Origin of the sequence: Sedimentitalea sediminis (assembly GCF_042687825.1) — a bacterium.
GTDB lineage: Bacteria > Pseudomonadota > Alphaproteobacteria > Rhodobacterales > Rhodobacteraceae > Sedimentitalea.
In genome coordinates, this window is record NZ_JBHUQE010000003.1 from 19487 (window position 1) to 35580 (window position 16094).

The window sequence follows — 16094 nt, forward strand, 5'->3', positions numbered from 1 at the left end:
TTGAGCTGAAACGAGCAAGGGGGCCGATGCCATGGGCGAACGGGTCGAAATCTTCGAAGTCGGGCCGCGGGACGGTCTGCAGAACGAGAAACGCCAGATTCCGGTGGCCGAAAAGGTGGCGCTGGTCGACTGCCTCAGCCGCGCCGGATTTTCGCGCATCGAGGTGGCCAGTTTCGTGTCGCCGAAATGGGTGCCGCAGATGGCGGGCAGCGCCGAGGTTCTGGCCGGGATCAGCCGCGCGCCTGGCGTGCGCTATGCCGCGCTGACTCCGAACATGCGCGGCTATGACGATGCGCGTCTGGCCGGGGCGGACGAGATCGCGATTTTCGCGTCGGCCAGCGAAGGGTTCTCCAAGGCCAATTTGAACGCGACCATTGCCGAAAGCATCGAGCGCTTCAACCCGATCCTCGAGGCCGCGCGGCACGTGGACCTGCCGGTGCGGGGGTATATCTCCTGCGTCACCGACTGCCCGTTCGACGGGCCGACACCGCCGGACAAGGTGGCGGAACTGGCGGATACCCTGTTTGCGCGGGGCTGCTACGAGATCTCGCTGGGCGACACGATCGGACAGGCGACGCCCGACAGCATCGCGCGGATGCTGATGGCGGTGCGCGATGTGGTGCCGGCCGGGCGGCTGGCCGGGCATTACCACGATACCGCCGGCCGGGCGCTGGCCAATATCGATGCGTCCCTGGCGCTGGGCGTGCGGGTGTTCGATGCCGCGGTGGGCGGTCTGGGCGGCTGTCCCTATGCCCCCGGCGCCAGCGGCAATGTCGCCACCGAGGCGGTGGCCGAGCATTTGCAGCGGTTGGGTTATGACACCGGGCTGGACATGGCCATCATTCACGAAGCCGCCGACATGGCGCGGAAAATGCGGGAGGGTGCGTGATGTACCAGACGATTTCACTGCAGACCGATGCGCGCGGGGTGGCGCGGCTGACCTTGACACGCGTGGACAAGCACAATGCCATGTCCGCCGAGATGATCGCCGAACTGACGGCGGCGGCGGCGCGGATCGCAGCCGATGAGGCGATCCGCGTTGTGATCCTGACGGCCGAGGGTAAATCGTTCTGCGCCGGCGGCGATCTGGGCTGGATGCAGGCGCAGATGGCCGCCGACGGCGAGACCCGCTATCGCGAGGCGCGCAAGCTGGCCGAGATGCTGGGGGCGTTGAACAATCTGCCGAAACCGGTGATCGGCGCCGTGCAGGGCAACGCCTTTGGTGGCGGCCTGGGGCTAGTCAGCGTCTGCGACGTGGCGATCGGCGCCGATCACGTCAAGATGGGGCTGACCGAAACCCGGCTGGGCCTGATCCCGGCGACCATCGGTCCCTATGTCGTCGCCCGCATGGGCGAGGCGCGGGCGCGCCGCGTGTTCATGTCGGCGCGGTTGTTCGATGCCGCCGAGGCGGTCGATCTGGGGCTGTTGGCGCGAATCGTGCCTGCGGGCGATCTCGACGCGGCGGTCGAGCGCGAAGTGGTGCCCTATCTGTCCTGCGCGCCGGGGGCGGTGGCCTCGGCCAAACAACTGATCCGGGATCTGGCCTCGACCGTGGACGAGGACTCGATCGATCACACGATCCGGGCTCTGGTGTCGCGCTGGGAAACCGACGAGGCCGCCGAAGGCATCGGTGCGTTTTTCGACAAGCGCAAGGCCAATTGGATGTCCTGAGCGTGCCGGCCTAGGCCAGCAGTGCGCAGGCGTCCCGCCACAGCCGCGCGGTCAGCTGGTCGGCGGGTTCTGCCTGTGCCAAGCGGGCCGACTGGCCGGCCCAGGCCTGCATGGCGTCGATATTTCCGGCCTGCACCGCAGCCGCCCGCATCGGCGCGGTCAGCGCCCGCTGCACCGGATAGGGCGCGGGGTCAGGGGCGTCCGCCGTCGTATAGGCGGTGCGGATCGACCGGCCAAGGCGGCCGGAAAACGCGGCTGTGGCGATGGTGTCTTCGGGGGCGGCTCGGCCTATGGCGTCCGCCCAGACCGGCGCGATCTGGGCTTCGGGCGTGCGCAGGAACCCGGTGCCGATCTGCACGCCTGACGCCCCCAGCAACAGGGCGGCGGCGATGCCGCGGGCATCGGCGATGCCGCCGGTGGCGACGACCGGCAGCGAGACCGCATCGACCACGGCGGGCAACAGGGCGAACAGCCCGACCATGGCGGTGGCCGCATCGGCGGCCTCAAAGGCGCCGCGATGGCCGCCGGCCTCCATCCCCTGGGCGATGATGACATCGGCACCGGCCGCTTCGGCGGCGCGCGCCTCGGCCACGGTCGTGGCATTGGCGAACCACTTGATTCCCCTGGCTTTCATCTGGGCAACAAAGTCCGGCGGATACAGCCCCATGATCGACGATATCGCAGTTGGCCCGGCCTGCAGCATGGCCTGACACTGGGCATGGAAATCCTGCAACGGCACATCGGCGGCCTCGGCGGGCACGTCGGGTCCCCATTGTGCCAGGTGGGCCCGCATTTCGGCTTCGTGTGCCGGGTTGCGGGCTGGGGCGGGATCGGGAATCCAGAGGTTCATCTGAAACCCGCCATTGGACGTGGCCCGCATCCGCCGGGCCCAGTCGGTGATCTGATCAGGGGGCATCAGCAGCGCACCACAGGCCCCCAGCCCGCCGGCCGCGGCCACCGCCGCCGATAACGGCACAGGGCAGGCACCGGCCATCGGAGCCAGCAGAAGCGGCGTTTCAATTCCCAGTTCCAAGGTGAAGGATCGGGCGCGGGTCAGACAGGGATGCATGGCGAATTCCTTTGCGGCGGGGCAGTGCCGGCATGGAGCCATGCCCGTAAGGCCCGGTCAAGGCGGTGCCATCGGGGCGCCGGATCCGGCATGTGGCGGCAAGGTCTGCGCGCCGTCCGGCTTTGCGGAGGGCCGGGGGCGTGGCGGGCCCTAATTTGGCGGGCTGTGGACGCGCCAGCGCGGGTCCTGGCCCTCCGGGCGCCGCCTGCGGCGATTCGGTCGCCCTGTGACAAGTTCCCTCGGTTGACCCTCTGGGTCGACCCAAGTAGACAATCTGTGAGTCAACACGCCAATTGAAGGCGCGCAACAAGTTGCGTGCTGCAGTTCAAGGAGCCGCTCGTGGAAGAGATGTTGCGGGAATACCTCCCGATCCTGGTGTTTCTGGCCGTTGCCGCCGGTCTGGGAATCGTTCTGATCCTGGCCGCCGTCATCCTGGCCGTGCGCAATCCGGATCCCGAAAAAGTCAGTGCCTATGAGTGCGGGTTCAACGCGTTCGACGACGCGCGGATGAAATTCGATGTCCGGTTCTATCTGGTGTCGATCCTGTTCATCATCTTCGACCTGGAAATCGCCTTTCTGTTCCCGTGGGCCGTGGCCTTCAAGGATGTCAGCATGGCCGGGTTCTGGTCGATGATGGCGTTCCTGGCCGTCCTGACCATCGGCTTTGCCTATGAGTGGAAGAAGGGAGCGATGGAATGGGAGTAGCAACCGGAAACACCGCCGGTGCCGACCGCGAAGTTGCCACCCGGGCCCTGAACGCCGAATTGCAGGACAAGGGCTTTCTGATGACCTCGACCGAGGACATCATCAACTGGGCCCGCACCGGGTCCTTGCACTGGATGACCTTTGGTCTGGCCTGCTGCGCCGTCGAGATGATGCACACCTCGATGCCACGCTATGATGCGGAACGGTTCGGCATCGCGCCCAGGGCCTCGCCGCGTCAGTCCGACCTGATGATCGTGGCCGGCACCCTGACCAACAAGATGGCCCCGGCGCTGCGCAAGGTCTATGACCAGATGCCCGAGCCGCGTTATGTGCTGAGCATGGGCAGCTGCGCCAATGGCGGCGGCTATTACCATTACAGCTATTCGGTGGTGCGCGGCTGCGACCGCGTGGTGCCGGTGGATGTCTATGTGCCGGGCTGCCCGCCGACCGCCGAGGCGCTGTTGTACGGGCTGATGCAGTTGCAGCGCAAAATCCGCCGCACAGGGACGATCGTGCGATGATGCGCGCGCCGATGGAGATGACACATGAGTGAAGCGCTGAAGGAACTGGGGGCGCATATCGAGCTGAAACGCCCCGATTGCGTGCTGGGCTGGGACGTGTCCCATGGCGAGCTGAATGTCGATGTGACCCCGGCCAATATCGTCGGATTTGTCGAGTTCCTAAAGTCGGATTCGACCTGCCGGTTCTCGTCTCTGGTCGATATCACCGGTGTCGACTATCCCGAGCGGGCCAAGCGGTTCGACGTGGTCTATCATTTCCTGTCGATGTACCAGAACCACCGTATCCGCCTGCGTGTCAGCGTGCGCGAGGATGACATGGTGCCCTCGATCGTGTCGGTACATCCCAGCGCCAACTGGTTCGAACGCGAAGTGTTCGACATGTTCGGCGTTCTGTTTTCGGGCCACCCGGATCTGCGCCGCATCCTGACCGATTACGGGTTCCGCGGTCATCCGCTGCGCAAGGACTTCCCGACCACGGGCTATACCGAGGTGCGGTATGACGAGGCGGAAAAGCGCGTGGTCTACGAACCGGTGTCGCTGGTGCAGGAATACCGGCAGTTCGATTTCATGAGCCCCTGGGAGGGCGCCGAGTACATCCTGCCGGGGGATGAGAAGCCGGAGGCCAAGTAATGGGCGGCCTTTGGTGGCTTGTCCTGTCGGCGCTGACGGCGATCCCGATGGTCAAGCTGCTGCCGTTCTTTGGCATCAACAAATACTGGGCTGCGGCCTGTCTGGTCCCGTTCGGAACCATCGCGTTGCTGTGGTGGATGGGGCTGAAACTGCAAGAGCTGGAGAAGCTGTGATGGCGCCGTTCTGGACGGAAAATTTGGACCCGGCGACGGCGCGGCTGACACAAGCGGCAGCGGCAGACATGTATACGAAATTCAGTGGAACAAGATTTTCCCATCTTGTGGAGGCACGCTAAATGGACGGCTCGAAATTCGACGACGCCCTGACGGGCGAACAGAAGATTCGCAATTTCAACATCAATTTCGGGCCTCAGCACCCGGCGGCGCACGGCGTGCTGCGGCTGGTGCTGGAGCTGGATGGCGAGATCGTCGAGCGCTGTGATCCGCATATCGGCCTTTTGCATCGCGGCACCGAAAAGCTGATGGAAAGCCGGACCTATCTGCAGAACCTGCCTTATTTCGACCGGCTGGACTATGTGGCGCCGATGAATCAGGAACACGCCTGGTGTCTGGCCATCGAAAAGCTGACCGGCACCGTAGTGCCGCGGCGCGGCTCGCTGATCCGGGTCCTGTACTCGGAAATCGGCCGCATTCTGAACCACCTGCTGAACATCACCACCCAGGCGATGGACGTGGGCGCGCTGACGCCGCCATTGTGGGGGTTCGAAGAGCGCGAAAAGCTGATGATCTTTTACGAGCGGGCCTGCGGCGCGCGCCTGCATGCGGCCTATTTCCGGCCCGGCGGCGTGCACCAGGATCTGCCCGATGCCCTGCTGGACGACATCGAGGCCTGGAGCCATGATTTCCCGCGCGTGATGGACGATATCGACGGGCTCTTGACCGAGAACCGCATTTTCAAGCAGCGCAATGCCGATATCGGCATCGTCACCGAAGAGGACATCCAGAATTACGGCTTTTCCGGGGTGATGGTGCGCGGCTCGGGTCTGGCCTGGGATCTGCGGCGCAGCCAGCCCTATGAATGCTACGACGAGTTCGACTTTCAGATTCCGATCGGCAAGAACGGCGACTGCTATGACCGCTATCTGGTGCGCATGGAAGAGATGCGCCAGTCGCTCAGCATCATCCAGCAGGCAATCGCCAAGATGCGCGAACCCGAAGGGCAGGGCGACGTGCTGGCGCGCGGCAAGATCACGCCGCCGGCGCGCAGCGATATGAAAACCTCGATGGAAAGCCTGATCCACCACTTCAAGCTGTATACCGAGGGCTTTCACGTGCCTGCCGGCGAGGTCTATGCCGCGGTCGAGGCGCCCAAGGGCGAGTTCGGTGTCTATCTGGTGGCGGACGGCACCAACAAACCCTATCGCAGTAAAATCCGCGCGCCGGGCTTTTTGCACCTGCAGGCGATGGACCATGTCGCGGGCGGTCACCAGCTGGCCGATGTGGCGGCGATCATCGGCACGATGGACGTGGTCTTTGGAGAGATCGACAGGTGACACGCCGCCCCGCCCAATCTGCGAAACGCAGCCATTCCAACATCCTGCTGGCCGGTTCGACGCTGGTCGCTGCGGTGTTCGTGGCGGTGCAGGCGTGGTACGCGCGGGTGCAGTTCGTCGACTCCAGCGAGACCCGTCTGCTGGAGAAAAAGCTGGATATCTGCTTTGACAATTTCGACGCCGCCGCGGTGCTGGACACGGAATTGCGCCGCGCCGCCCCGGGCATGGGGATCGACGAGGTCTGGCCGCCCCGCATCGAGGTCGCGGATGCGGCGGGAATGCGGCGGTTACAGGACACGGTCGTGCCGCGCCTGAACGCGCTGGAAAGCGGGTTGTTCAAGGCCTCGATCCTGAGCGATCTGGACAAACACCGGGCCTTTCTGGCCCAGCAGCTGCGCGGGCTTTCCAAGCGGCTGTTAGATATCGTGCCGGCCCGGATCGGGCAGGACAAGATGGACAAGGAAATCGACGGGGTGATGGCCACGTTGAGTGATTTTCTGGGTGCGCAGTATTCGGTGTTTACCGGCTGTCGCCTGGTTGCGGAAGGAAAAGCCTGATGTTGCGACGTCTTCATGCTGAACAGCCTGAAACATTCGAGTTCACCCCGGACAACCTGGCCTGGGCCGAAGGTCAGATCAGCAAATATCCCGAGGGTCGCCAGGCAAGTGCGATCATCCCGCTGCTGTGGCGGGCACAAGAGCAAGAGGGTTGGCTGACGCGGCCGGCCATCGAGCATATCGCCGACATGCTGGGCATGGCCTATATCCGGGCGCTCGAGGTGGCCAGTTTCTACTTTATGTTCCAGCTGCAGCCGGTCGGCAGCGTTGCGCATGTGCAGATTTGCGGTACCACGTCCTGCATGATCTGCGGTGCCGAGGATCTGATGGCGGTCTGTCAGGACAAGATCGCCGCCGCGCCGCACCAGCTCAGCGCCGATGGCAAATTCAGCTGGGAAGAGGTGGAATGTCTGGGGTCGTGTTCCAACGCCCCGATGGCGCAGATCGGCAAGGATTATTACGAGGACCTGACCGCCGCGCGTTTTGCCGAGATTCTGGACGAGTTGGCGGCCGGAAAGGTTCCGGTGCCGGGTCCGCAGAACGGCCGTTACACATCCGAGCCCCTCAGCGGGCTGACCAGCCTGTCCGAATATGAAAGCGGGCGCACCCAATACAACGCCAGTGTTCAGCTGGCCGTGGATATCGGCGATACGGTGAAACGGATCGACGGCACCGAAGTGCCGCTGCTGACGCCCTGGCGCAGGGATGCCGCCAACAGCAGCTCGAAACCCGCTGCACCCGAAGCCGAGGCGCCCGAGGCAGCGCCAGCACCCGCCCCCGCAGAAGAGGGGGCGATGCCGCCGCGGCTGGATGCGGCGCGTGATGGCAAGGCCGACGATCTGAAACTGATCAAGGGCGTCGGGCCAAAGCTGGAGGAAATGCTGAACGGCATCGGCATCTATCACTTTGACCAGATCGCGGCCTGGGGGCCGGCCGAAGTGGCATGGGCAGACGAGAATCTGGTCGGCTTCAAGGGCCGCGTCAGCCGGGACGAATGGGTGGCTCAGGCAAAGGTGCTGGCCAGTGGCGCCGAGACCGAATTTTCCCAACGCGCCAAGAACGGCGAAAGCCAGGACTGAGCCGGGCTGCCCGGCGGATATTAGACAGAATGGACCTGATGAACACGGAACAGGACAAAAGCTTTGCCCGCAAGGGCCGTATCACCGGATTGGTGATTGCGGCGGGTGGGCTGGCGGCGATCCTGGCGCCATGGATCGTTCAGGTCCTGCACCTGCCCGCCCGTTTCGAGATGCTGATCTATTTCGGTTCTCTTGCGGCGTTCGTATGGGCATTGGTCAACATTTACCAACTCTGGCGCATGCGCCAGGACAGCCAGAGGTAGGCACTCATGCTGAAAGACCAGGATCGGATCTTTACCAATCTTTACGGGATGCACGACCGCACCCTGGCCGGAGCCAAGGCGCGCGGTCACTGGGACGGCACGGCCGGGCTGATCCAGAAGGGGCGCGACTGGATCGTGCAGCAGATGAAGGATTCGGGCCTGCGCGGTCGCGGCGGTGCGGGCTTTCCGACCGGTCTGAAATGGTCGTTTATGCCCAAGGAAAGCGACGGCCGGCCCAGCTATCTGGTCGTCAACGCGGATGAATCCGAACCCGGCACCTGCAAGGACCGCGAAATCATGCGCCACGATCCGCACACGCTGATCGAGGGCTGCCTGATCGCCAGTTTCGCGATGAACGCCAACGCCTGCTACATCTATATCCGCGGCGAATACATCCGCGAGAAAGAGGCGCTGCAGAACGCCATCGACGAGGCCTATGACGCCGGGCTGGTGGGGCCGAACGCGGCCGGGTCGGGCTGGGATTTCGATCTCTACCTGCATCACGGCGCCGGTGCCTATATCTGCGGCGAGGAAACCGCGCTGCTGGAAAGTCTCGAAGGCAAGAAGGGCATGCCCCGGATGAAGCCGCCATTTCCGGCGGGGGCCGGCCTCTATGGCTGTCCGACCACGGTGAACAACGTGGAATCCATCGCCGTCGTGCCGACCATCCTGCGCCGTGGTGCCGACTGGTTCGCCGGTTTCGGACGCCCCAACAATGCCGGCACCAAGCTGTTTGCCATCTCGGGCCACGTGAACAATCCCTGCGTCGTGGAAGAGGCGATGAGCATCAGTTTCGAAGAACTGATCGACCGTCACTGCGGCGGCATTCGCGGCGGCTGGGACAATCTTAAGGCGGTTATTCCGGGGGGCTCGTCCGTGCCCTGCCTGCCGGGCAAGATCATGAAGGACGAATGCATCATGGATTTCGACTGGCTGCGCGAGCAGCGGTCGGGCCTGGGCACGGCGGCGGTGATCGTGATGGACAACGACACCGACATCATCAAGGCGATCTGGCGGCTCAGCAAGTTCTACAAGCATGAAAGCTGTGGCCAGTGCACGCCCTGCCGCGAAGGCACCGGCTGGATGATGCGGGTCATGGACCGTCTCGTCACCGGCGATGCCGATCCCGAAGAGATCGACATGCTGCTGGACGTGACCAAACAGGTCGAAGGCCACACCATCTGCGCTCTGGGCGACGCGGCGGCCTGGCCGATCCAGGGTCTGATCCGGAATTTCCGCGACGAGATCGAGGACCGTATCAAACACAAGCGCACGGGGCGCGTCAGCGCCGTGGCAGCGGAGTAGGCAGCCAGATGGAGACGTTCACCGCTTATTCCCACGCGCTGGCGTCGCTGGTGCTGTTCGCGCTGATCGTGCTGATTCTGTCGCCGCTGTCGGCGATCCAAAAGCAAAAGGCCGGTCTGGCCCCGGGGGCAACGCCGCCGGGGGATTATGGTGATATGGCCTATCGTCTGAACCGCGCCTATCTGAACGGCACCGAGACGTTGCCGGCGTTTCTGACTGTCACGGCGGTTGCGATCCTGGCCGGGGCCAGCGTCTTCTGGGTCAATTTGCTGGCCTCGCTGGTTCTGGTCTCGCGGGTTTTGATGCTGATCTTTCACTTGCGCGGGATGGGCAGTCCGTACAATGGACCGCGCACCTTTTCCTATGTTGCGGGCTGGGCGTGCCTGGCGGTCCTGGGCGTTCTGGCTCTGGCGGCACTGGTCTGAAGGGCGCGACGTGGAGATGGACCGCATATCCCCCAAGGACCCGCTTTGGACCGGACATTCTTCCGTCCCGGCTCTGTCCGGTGCATCGGGGGCGGCAAGACGCAGCACGGGTCTGCCCGCGATCTGCGCCGCGGCAGTGCTGATCGTCGTCGCAGGCTGTTCCGGGCGCGACGCCAATGCGGTGGCCTTTGACGGGGTCGTGTTCAAGGCCAAGACGGCGGCGGTGGATAAAAAGGTGTCGCGTGCCGATTTCACCGCGACAATCTTCGATGTCTCGCGCTCGCTGGACGGCGCGCGGCAGGCGGCGGGCTATGAAGGCACGAAATACTGTATCGAGAATTACGGCACTTCGGTGATCGACTGGTCGGTCGGTCCGGAAACCGAGCCGGGCCGGTTGCAGGTTGCCGATGATGCCATCACTTTTCGCGGCCGGTGCGACCCATGAGCGGCGCATCTGCATATCCATGCCCGCAAGGGGCACCGGCCGGACCCGCCAAAGGCCCGTTGTTATTGCATAGCGCCGTGTGCCGCGCTCCTGCTGCGCCCTCCACAATGGAGGAAAATGCCATGCCCCCCCTGAAAGCCGGCCTGTTGGCCGTTGGTATCTGTGCCGCGCCGCTGGCGGCTGCCGAAGCCAAGCCGTCGCTGCGGGACGTGCCCGAGATCGAGAACATCATCTTTGCCGCCGCCGTGGCGCATGAGATCAGCGAGAAGTGCAGCAGCATTTCGGCCCGCCGGCTCAAGGCGGTGGGCATGGCCTGGCGGCTGCGGGCCCGGGCCAACGATCTGGGCTATTCGGATGCCGAGATCCGGGCCTATGTCGAATCCGATGCGGAAAAGGCGCGGATGCGCGCCAAGGGCGAGACCTATCTCACCCAGAACGGTGTTTCATACGCCAAACCAGAAACCTTCTGCGCGTTCGGACGTGCGGAAATTGCGAAATCCAGCGCGATCGGCGCGCTATTGAAGGCGAGATAGACCATGTCTGACCTGCGCAAGATCAACATTGACGGAACCGAAGTGGAAGTGGACGGGGCGATGACCCTGATCCAGGCCTGCGAAGTGGCGGGGGTCGAAATTCCGCGGTTCTGCTATCACGAGCGACTGACGATTGCCGGCAATTGCCGGATGTGCCTGGTCGAGGTTGTCGGCGGTCCGCCGAAACCGGCGGCCAGCTGTGCCATGCAGGTGCGCGATCTGCGCCCCGGTCCCGAGGGCCAGGCCCCCGAGATCAAGACCAACAGCCCGATGGTCAAGAAGGCCCGCGAAGGGGTGATGGAGTTCCTGCTGATCAACCACCCGCTGGACTGTCCGATCTGCGATCAGGGCGGCGAATGCGATCTGCAGGACCAGGCCATGGCCTATGGTGTCGATTTCAGCCGGTTCCGCGAGGCCAAGCGGGCCACCGACGATCTGGACTTGGGGCCGCTGGTGGAAACCCACATGACCCGGTGCATCAGCTGTACGCGCTGCGTGCGCTACACCACCGAGGTTGCCGGGATCACCCAGATGGGCCAGACCGGGCGCGGCGAGGATGCCGAGATCACCAGCTATCTGGGCCAGACCCTGGACAGCAACATGCAGGGCAACATGATTGATCTGTGCCCGGTCGGGGCTTTGGTTTCCAAGCCCTATTCGTTCACCGCCCGGCCCTGGGAACTGACCAAGACCGAAAGCATCGACGTGATGGACGCCCTGGGCAGCAACATCCGGGTGGATACCAAGGGCCGGGAAGTCATGCGCTTTCTGCCGCGCAACAATGATGGCGTGAACGAAGAGTGGATTTCCGACAAGACCCGCTTTGTCTGGGACGGTCTGCGCCGCCAGCGGCTGGACACGCCCTATATCCGCGAGGGCGGCAAGCTGCGCCCGGCCACCTGGCCCGAGGCGCTGGGCAAGGCCGCCGAGGCGCTGAAGGGCGCGGAACAGGTTGCCGGACTGGTCGGTGATCTGGTGCCGGTCGAGGCAGCCTTTGCCCTGAAACAGATGATCGAGGGTCTGGGCGGCGTCGTGGAGTGCCGTACCGACGGGGCCAAGCTGCCGGCGGGGAACCGGGGCGCTTATGTCGGCACCGCCACGATCGAGGATATCGACAGCGCCGAACGCATCCTGTTGATCGGCACCAACCCGCGCATCGAGGCGCCGGTGCTGAACGCCCGGATCCGCAAGGCCTGGAGCCGGGGCGCCGATGTGGCCCTGGTCGGGCCCGCCGCCGACCTGACCTATGAATACGCGCATGTGGGCGATGACCGCGCCGCGTTGCAGCAGGTTCTGGACATGGGCGGAGATGACGAGATCAAAGGGCGTGCCTCGCTGATCATCGTTGGGCAGGGTGCGCTGCAAGAGGCGGACGGTGCTGCCGTGCTGGCCACCGCTCAACAGATCGCCGAGGCCACCCAGAGCGGCCTGATGATCCTGCACACAGCGGCTGCGCGCGTCGGGGCGATGGATGCCGGCTGTGTCAACGATCGCGGCATGGACGCGATTGGTGATGCCAAGGTGATCTACAACCTGGGCGCCGACGAGATCGACATCGCCGCCGGTGCTTTCGTGATCTATCAGGGCAGCCATGGCGACCGGGGTGCACATCGCGCCGATGTGATCCTGCCGGGCGCCGCCTATACCGAGGAGCCCGGGCTGTTCGTCAATACCGAGGGCCGTCCGCAACTGGCGCAGCGGGCCGGGTTCGCGCCCGGTCAGGCCAAGGAAAACTGGGCCATCCTGCGGGCGTTGTCGGCCGAGCTGGGCGCGGCGTTGCCCTATGATTCGCTGGCCGCGTTGCGGCAGACCCTGGTGGCCGAGGTGCCGCATCTGGCACAGATCGACCAGGTGCCCGAGAACGCCGTCGTTGCGCTGGAATCCGCGCCGCTGGGCAAGGCCAGTTTCCGGCCGGCGATCGGCGATTTCTATCTGACGAACCCGATTGCCCGGGCCAGTACGCTGATGGCCGAACTGTCGGCCAATGCCCGCGCCCGCGGCGAGTCCCGGATTGCTGCGGAATGATCCGTGGCGTTCGGATATCCCTGCGACCGGTCATGCGGTCCGCGCCATTCGGTGGCGGCGGAATTGCGCGGCATTTGCGCACAAATGTAAACGTAGAGGGTGGCGCGTGGGCGGCAGATGCTGTTTACACCAGAACGTCATCACTGCCACGCGGTGTGGATACGATCGATGCAGACATCGTCGTCGCCGGCTGCGCGGAAAACAGAATACCCACGGTGTGAGGACTTATGGCTGAATTCTTTTCCACTCCGGTCGGCATCTTTGTGCTGATATTGGCGCAAGTGCTTGCGGTCGTTGCCTTTGTCATGATCTCGTTGCTTTTCCTCGTCTATGGCGACCGAAAAATCTGGGCCGCTGTACAGATGCGACGCGGACCCAATGTCGTGGGCGTCTACGGCATTCTGCAATCGGTAGCCGACGCGCTGAAATATGTTGTCAAAGAGGTCGTGGTGCCCGCCGGGTCGGACCGGGTGGTGTTCCTGCTGGCGCCGCTGACCAGTTTCGTGCTGGCGATGATCGCCTGGGCGGTGATCCCGTTCAATGACGGCTGGGTTCTCAGTGACATCAACGTCGCGATCCTCTATGTCTTTGCCGTCTCGTCGCTGGAAGTCTACGGCGTGATCATGGGCGGCTGGGCGTCGAACTCGAAATATCCGTTCCTCGGCTCGCTGCGGTCCGCCGCGCAGATGATCAGCTATGAGGTCTCGATCGGCCTGATCATCATCGGTGTGATCATCTCGACCGGCAGCATGAATTTCGGTGACATCGTACGGGCGCAGGACGGAGGCTATGGCTTCTTCAGCTGGTACTGGCTGCCGCATTTCCCGATGGTGTTCCTGTTCTTCATCTCGGCCCTGGCCGAGACCAACCGCCCGCCCTTTGACCTGCCCGAAGCGGAAAGCGAACTGGTGGCCGGGTATCAGGTGGAATATTCCGCCACGCCCTTCCTGCTGTTCATGGCCGGGGAATATATCGCGATCTTCCTGATGTGTGCCCTGACCAGCCTGCTGTTCTTTGGCGGTTGGCTGTCGCCGATCCCGGGTCTGCCCGACGGTGTTCTGTGGATGGTCGGAAAGATGGCGTTCTTCTTCTTCATCTTCGCCATGGTCAAGGCGATCACCCCGCGCTACCGCTATGACCAACTGATGCGCCTGGGCTGGAAAGTGTTCCTGCCGTTCAGCCTGGTCTGGGTGGTTTTCGTGTCCTTTGCCGCCAAATTCGACTGGTTCTGGGGTGCCTTTGCGCGCTGGGGCGCAGGGGGCTGAACGTGTCGCTGGCTGAAAATATCCGGGCGGCGGGCGAACCGGAGCTGAACGCCCTGGCGACCTATCTGATCGGTGAGTTCGAGATGAAAGACCCCGACGTGAAAAACGGTGAAAAACGCCCGGCCGATGCGCGCAGTGTGACTGCTGCGCTGGCCGCCTGGGCCTATATGCAACTGCATGCGCAGGATCAGGGAGACTGACATGACGCAGATCGATTATGGCCGCGCCGCCAAATATTACCTGCTTTGGGATTTCGTCATCGGCATGAAGCTGGGTCTCAAGTACTTTTTCGCCCCCAAGGCGACGCTGAACTACCCGCATGAAAAGGGTCCCCTGTCGCCGCGCTTTCGCGGCGAGCATGCACTGCGCCGTTATCCCAACGGCGAGGAACGTTGCATCGCCTGCAAACTTTGCGAGGCGATATGCCCGGCGCAGGCGATCACCATCGATGCCGAACCGCGCGAGGACGGCAGCCGCCGGACCACGCGATACGACATCGACATGACCAAGTGCATCTATTGCGGCTTCTGCCAGGAGGCCTGTCCGGTCGATGCAATCGTCGAAGGGCCGAATTTCGAATTCGCCACCGAGACCCGCGAAGAGCTGTTCTATGACAAGACCAAGCTCTTGGAAAATGGCGAGCGCTGGGAAGCCGAGATCGCCCGCAACCTGGAACTGGATGCACCGTACCGATGAACGACGCACAGAACCCGTTCGAAGCCATGCTGAAACAAGCCCAGGACATGGCCAAGGCCTTTAACCCGGCCATGGAGAATTTCTCGCCCAAGGGGTTCGAGGCCCTGTGGCCGACCATCCCCAAGGAAGTCATGGAGATGGTCTTTGGTAATGCGGTCAACACCGAGGGGCTGGATGCCAAGACCCGGCTGCTGATCACGCTGGCCGGGCTGACGATGCAGGGCGCGCAGGCCGACACGGCCGTGCGTCAGACCGTGCGCCACGCCGTCGCGGCGGGGGCGCGCAAACAAGAGATCGTTGAAACGATCGGTCAGATGTCGGTCTTTGCCGGCATTCCGGCCATGAGCCGCGCGCTGGAACTGGCGCAAGAGGCCATGGGTGGCGAGACAGAGGACGACCAGACATGAGCGTATTTGCCTTTTACCTCTTTTCGATCAGCGTGATTGCCGGCGGGTTCTTTACCGTGGTCAGCCGGCAGCCGGTGCATTCTGTGCTGTGGCTGATCCTCAGTTTCATCTCGTCGGCGGGGCTGTTCGTGCTGTTGGGCGCGGAGTTCGTGGCGATGCTGCTGGTCATCGTCTATGTCGGCGCCGTGGCGGTGCTGTTCCTGTTCGTGGTAATGATGCTGGATGTGGATTTTGCCGAGCTCAAGGCGGAAATGGCGAAATACATGCCATTGGCGCTGCTGATCGGCTTGGTGATCCTGATGCAGTTCGTGATGGCCTTTGGGGCCTGGGAAAGCAGCCATGCGGCCATGGACTTGCGTGCCCAAATCCCGCCTTTGGACCGGCACAACACCGAAGCGTTGGGGCTGATCCTGTATGATCAGTATTTCCTGCTGTTCCAGCTGGCAGGACTGATCCTGCTGGTGGCGATGGTCGGCGCCATCGTGCTGACGTTGCGGCATCGCACCGACATCAAGCGGCAGAATATCATCGCGCAGATGATGCGCGACCCGGCAAAGGCGATGGAACTCAGGGACGTCAAGCCGGGGCAAGGCCTGTAACGGCCTTGTGGCGAAAAAAAACGGACCGGAACTCGCACCTGTTCCGGCAACATAAATTGAACGTGGGACGAACAGATGATCGGACTTGAACATTACCTGACGGTGGCGGCGACGCTGTTCGTCATCGGCATCTTCGGGCTTTTTCTGAACCGCAAGAACGTGATCATCCTGCTGATGAGCATCGAACTGATGCTGTTGGCGGTGAACATCAACCTTGTTGCCTTCTCCAGTTTCCTCGGTGATCTGGTCGGGCAGGTGTTCACCCTGTTCGTGCTGACCGTCGCGGCGGCAGAGGCGGCGATCGGGCTGGCCATCCTGGTCTGTTTCTTCCGCAACCGCGGCACCATCGCGGTTGAAGACATCAACATGATGAAGGGCTGAGAGCA

Annotated in this window: 22 protein-coding genes; 21 read left to right on the top strand and 1 reads right to left on the bottom strand. The window is 63.5% G+C overall.

The annotated features are described in order from the left end of the window. The first annotated feature begins 31 nt into the window (after positions 1-31). Both ACFMPD_RS03265 and ACFMPD_RS03270 read left to right on the top strand, forming a co-directional pair. Complete coding sequence (locus ACFMPD_RS03265; RefSeq protein ID WP_380991769.1) at positions 32-889, top strand: hydroxymethylglutaryl-CoA lyase; 858 nt, start codon at positions 32-34, stop codon at positions 887-889. Next, entirely contained in the window at positions 889-1671 is a 783-nt protein-coding gene (locus ACFMPD_RS03270) for a crotonase/enoyl-CoA hydratase family protein (protein WP_380991771.1), read from the top strand. The genes ACFMPD_RS03265 and ACFMPD_RS03270 overlap by 1 nt, the downstream gene beginning before the upstream one ends. Before the next feature lie 10 nt (positions 1672-1681). Here ACFMPD_RS03270 and ACFMPD_RS03275 read toward each other — a convergent pair whose 3' ends face one another. Continuing rightward, on the bottom strand, positions 1682-2740 hold the full coding sequence (locus tag ACFMPD_RS03275) for an NAD(P)H-dependent flavin oxidoreductase (protein ID WP_380991773.1): 1059 nt from the start codon (positions 2738-2740) through the stop codon (positions 1682-1684). A 339-nt stretch (positions 2741-3079) separates the two neighbouring features. Here ACFMPD_RS03275 and ACFMPD_RS03280 point away from each other — a divergent pair, with 339 nt between their 5' ends. The 19 genes from ACFMPD_RS03280 to nuoK all read left to right on the top strand — a co-directional run bounded on the left by ACFMPD_RS03280 (position 3080) and on the right by nuoK (position 16089). After that, on the top strand, positions 3080-3445 hold the full coding sequence (locus ACFMPD_RS03280; RefSeq protein ID WP_380992303.1) for an NADH-quinone oxidoreductase subunit A: 366 nt from the start codon (positions 3080-3082) through the stop codon (positions 3443-3445). Further along, a complete protein-coding gene (locus ACFMPD_RS03285; protein ID WP_380991775.1) occupies positions 3436-3966 on the top strand; it encodes a NuoB/complex I 20 kDa subunit family protein in 531 nt (176 codons plus the stop codon). Before ACFMPD_RS03280 ends, ACFMPD_RS03285 begins: the two co-directional genes overlap by 10 nt. 24 nt (positions 3967-3990) lie before the next feature. Further along, positions 3991-4596, top strand: a complete 606-nt coding sequence (locus ACFMPD_RS03290; protein ID WP_380991777.1) for an NADH-quinone oxidoreductase subunit C — start codon at positions 3991-3993, stop codon at positions 4594-4596. Next, complete coding sequence (locus ACFMPD_RS03295; protein WP_380991779.1) at positions 4596-4769, top strand: hypothetical protein; 174 nt, start codon at positions 4596-4598, stop codon at positions 4767-4769. Before ACFMPD_RS03290 ends, ACFMPD_RS03295 begins: the two co-directional genes overlap by 1 nt. A gap of 122 nt (positions 4770-4891) precedes the next feature. After that, positions 4892-6109, top strand: coding sequence for an NADH-quinone oxidoreductase subunit D (locus tag ACFMPD_RS03300; protein ID WP_380991781.1), 1218 nt, complete (start codon positions 4892-4894; stop codon positions 6107-6109). After that, the gene (locus ACFMPD_RS03305) at positions 6106-6666 is read left to right on the top strand and encodes a hypothetical protein (protein ID WP_380991783.1); all 561 of its coding nucleotides are present in this window, start codon (positions 6106-6108) and stop codon (positions 6664-6666) included. Before ACFMPD_RS03300 ends, ACFMPD_RS03305 begins: the two co-directional genes overlap by 4 nt. After that, positions 6666-7745, top strand: coding sequence for an NADH-quinone oxidoreductase subunit NuoE (nuoE, locus tag ACFMPD_RS03310; protein WP_380991785.1), 1080 nt, complete (start codon positions 6666-6668; stop codon positions 7743-7745). The genes ACFMPD_RS03305 and nuoE overlap by 1 nt, the downstream gene beginning before the upstream one ends. Positions 7746-7774: 29 nt before the next feature. Continuing rightward, complete coding sequence (locus tag ACFMPD_RS03315) at positions 7775-8008, top strand: DUF5337 domain-containing protein (RefSeq protein WP_380991787.1); 234 nt, start codon at positions 7775-7777, stop codon at positions 8006-8008. 6 nt (positions 8009-8014) lie between these two features. Continuing rightward, positions 8015-9313 (top strand): NADH-quinone oxidoreductase subunit NuoF, encoded by a 1299-nt coding sequence (gene nuoF, locus ACFMPD_RS03320; RefSeq protein WP_380991789.1) that lies wholly within the window; start codon positions 8015-8017, stop codon positions 9311-9313. A gap of 8 nt (positions 9314-9321) precedes the next feature. Then, complete coding sequence (locus ACFMPD_RS03325) at positions 9322-9738, top strand: MAPEG family protein (protein WP_380991791.1); 417 nt, start codon at positions 9322-9324, stop codon at positions 9736-9738. A 16-nt stretch (positions 9739-9754) separates the two neighbouring features. Further along, complete coding sequence (locus tag ACFMPD_RS03330; RefSeq protein ID WP_380991793.1) at positions 9755-10183, top strand: hypothetical protein; 429 nt, start codon at positions 9755-9757, stop codon at positions 10181-10183. Between the two features lie 122 nt (positions 10184-10305). Beyond that, the gene (locus ACFMPD_RS03335) at positions 10306-10716 is read left to right on the top strand and encodes a DUF5333 domain-containing protein (RefSeq protein ID WP_380991795.1); all 411 of its coding nucleotides are present in this window, start codon (positions 10306-10308) and stop codon (positions 10714-10716) included. A gap of 3 nt (positions 10717-10719) precedes the next feature. After that, entirely contained in the window at positions 10720-12741 is a 2022-nt protein-coding gene (nuoG, locus tag ACFMPD_RS03340) for an NADH-quinone oxidoreductase subunit NuoG (RefSeq protein WP_380991797.1), read from the top strand. Between the two features lie 227 nt (positions 12742-12968). Beyond that, on the top strand, positions 12969-14006 hold the full coding sequence (nuoH, locus tag ACFMPD_RS03345; protein WP_380991799.1) for an NADH-quinone oxidoreductase subunit NuoH: 1038 nt from the start codon (positions 12969-12971) through the stop codon (positions 14004-14006). A gap of 2 nt (positions 14007-14008) precedes the next feature. Then, positions 14009-14206, top strand: a complete 198-nt coding sequence (locus ACFMPD_RS03350) for a hypothetical protein (RefSeq protein WP_380991800.1) — start codon at positions 14009-14011, stop codon at positions 14204-14206. A gap of 1 nt (position 14207) precedes the next feature. Then, entirely contained in the window at positions 14208-14702 is a 495-nt protein-coding gene (nuoI, locus tag ACFMPD_RS03355) for an NADH-quinone oxidoreductase subunit NuoI (protein WP_380991802.1), read from the top strand. After that, the gene (locus ACFMPD_RS03360; RefSeq protein ID WP_380991804.1) at positions 14699-15109 is read left to right on the top strand and encodes a carboxymuconolactone decarboxylase family protein; all 411 of its coding nucleotides are present in this window, start codon (positions 14699-14701) and stop codon (positions 15107-15109) included. Before nuoI ends, ACFMPD_RS03360 begins: the two co-directional genes overlap by 4 nt. After that, entirely contained in the window at positions 15106-15708 is a 603-nt protein-coding gene (locus ACFMPD_RS03365) for an NADH-quinone oxidoreductase subunit J (RefSeq protein WP_380991806.1), read from the top strand. Before ACFMPD_RS03360 ends, ACFMPD_RS03365 begins: the two co-directional genes overlap by 4 nt. A gap of 75 nt (positions 15709-15783) precedes the next feature. Next, complete coding sequence (gene nuoK, locus ACFMPD_RS03370) at positions 15784-16089, top strand: NADH-quinone oxidoreductase subunit NuoK (RefSeq protein ID WP_008208630.1); 306 nt, start codon at positions 15784-15786, stop codon at positions 16087-16089. Positions 16090-16094: the final 5 nt, after the last annotated feature.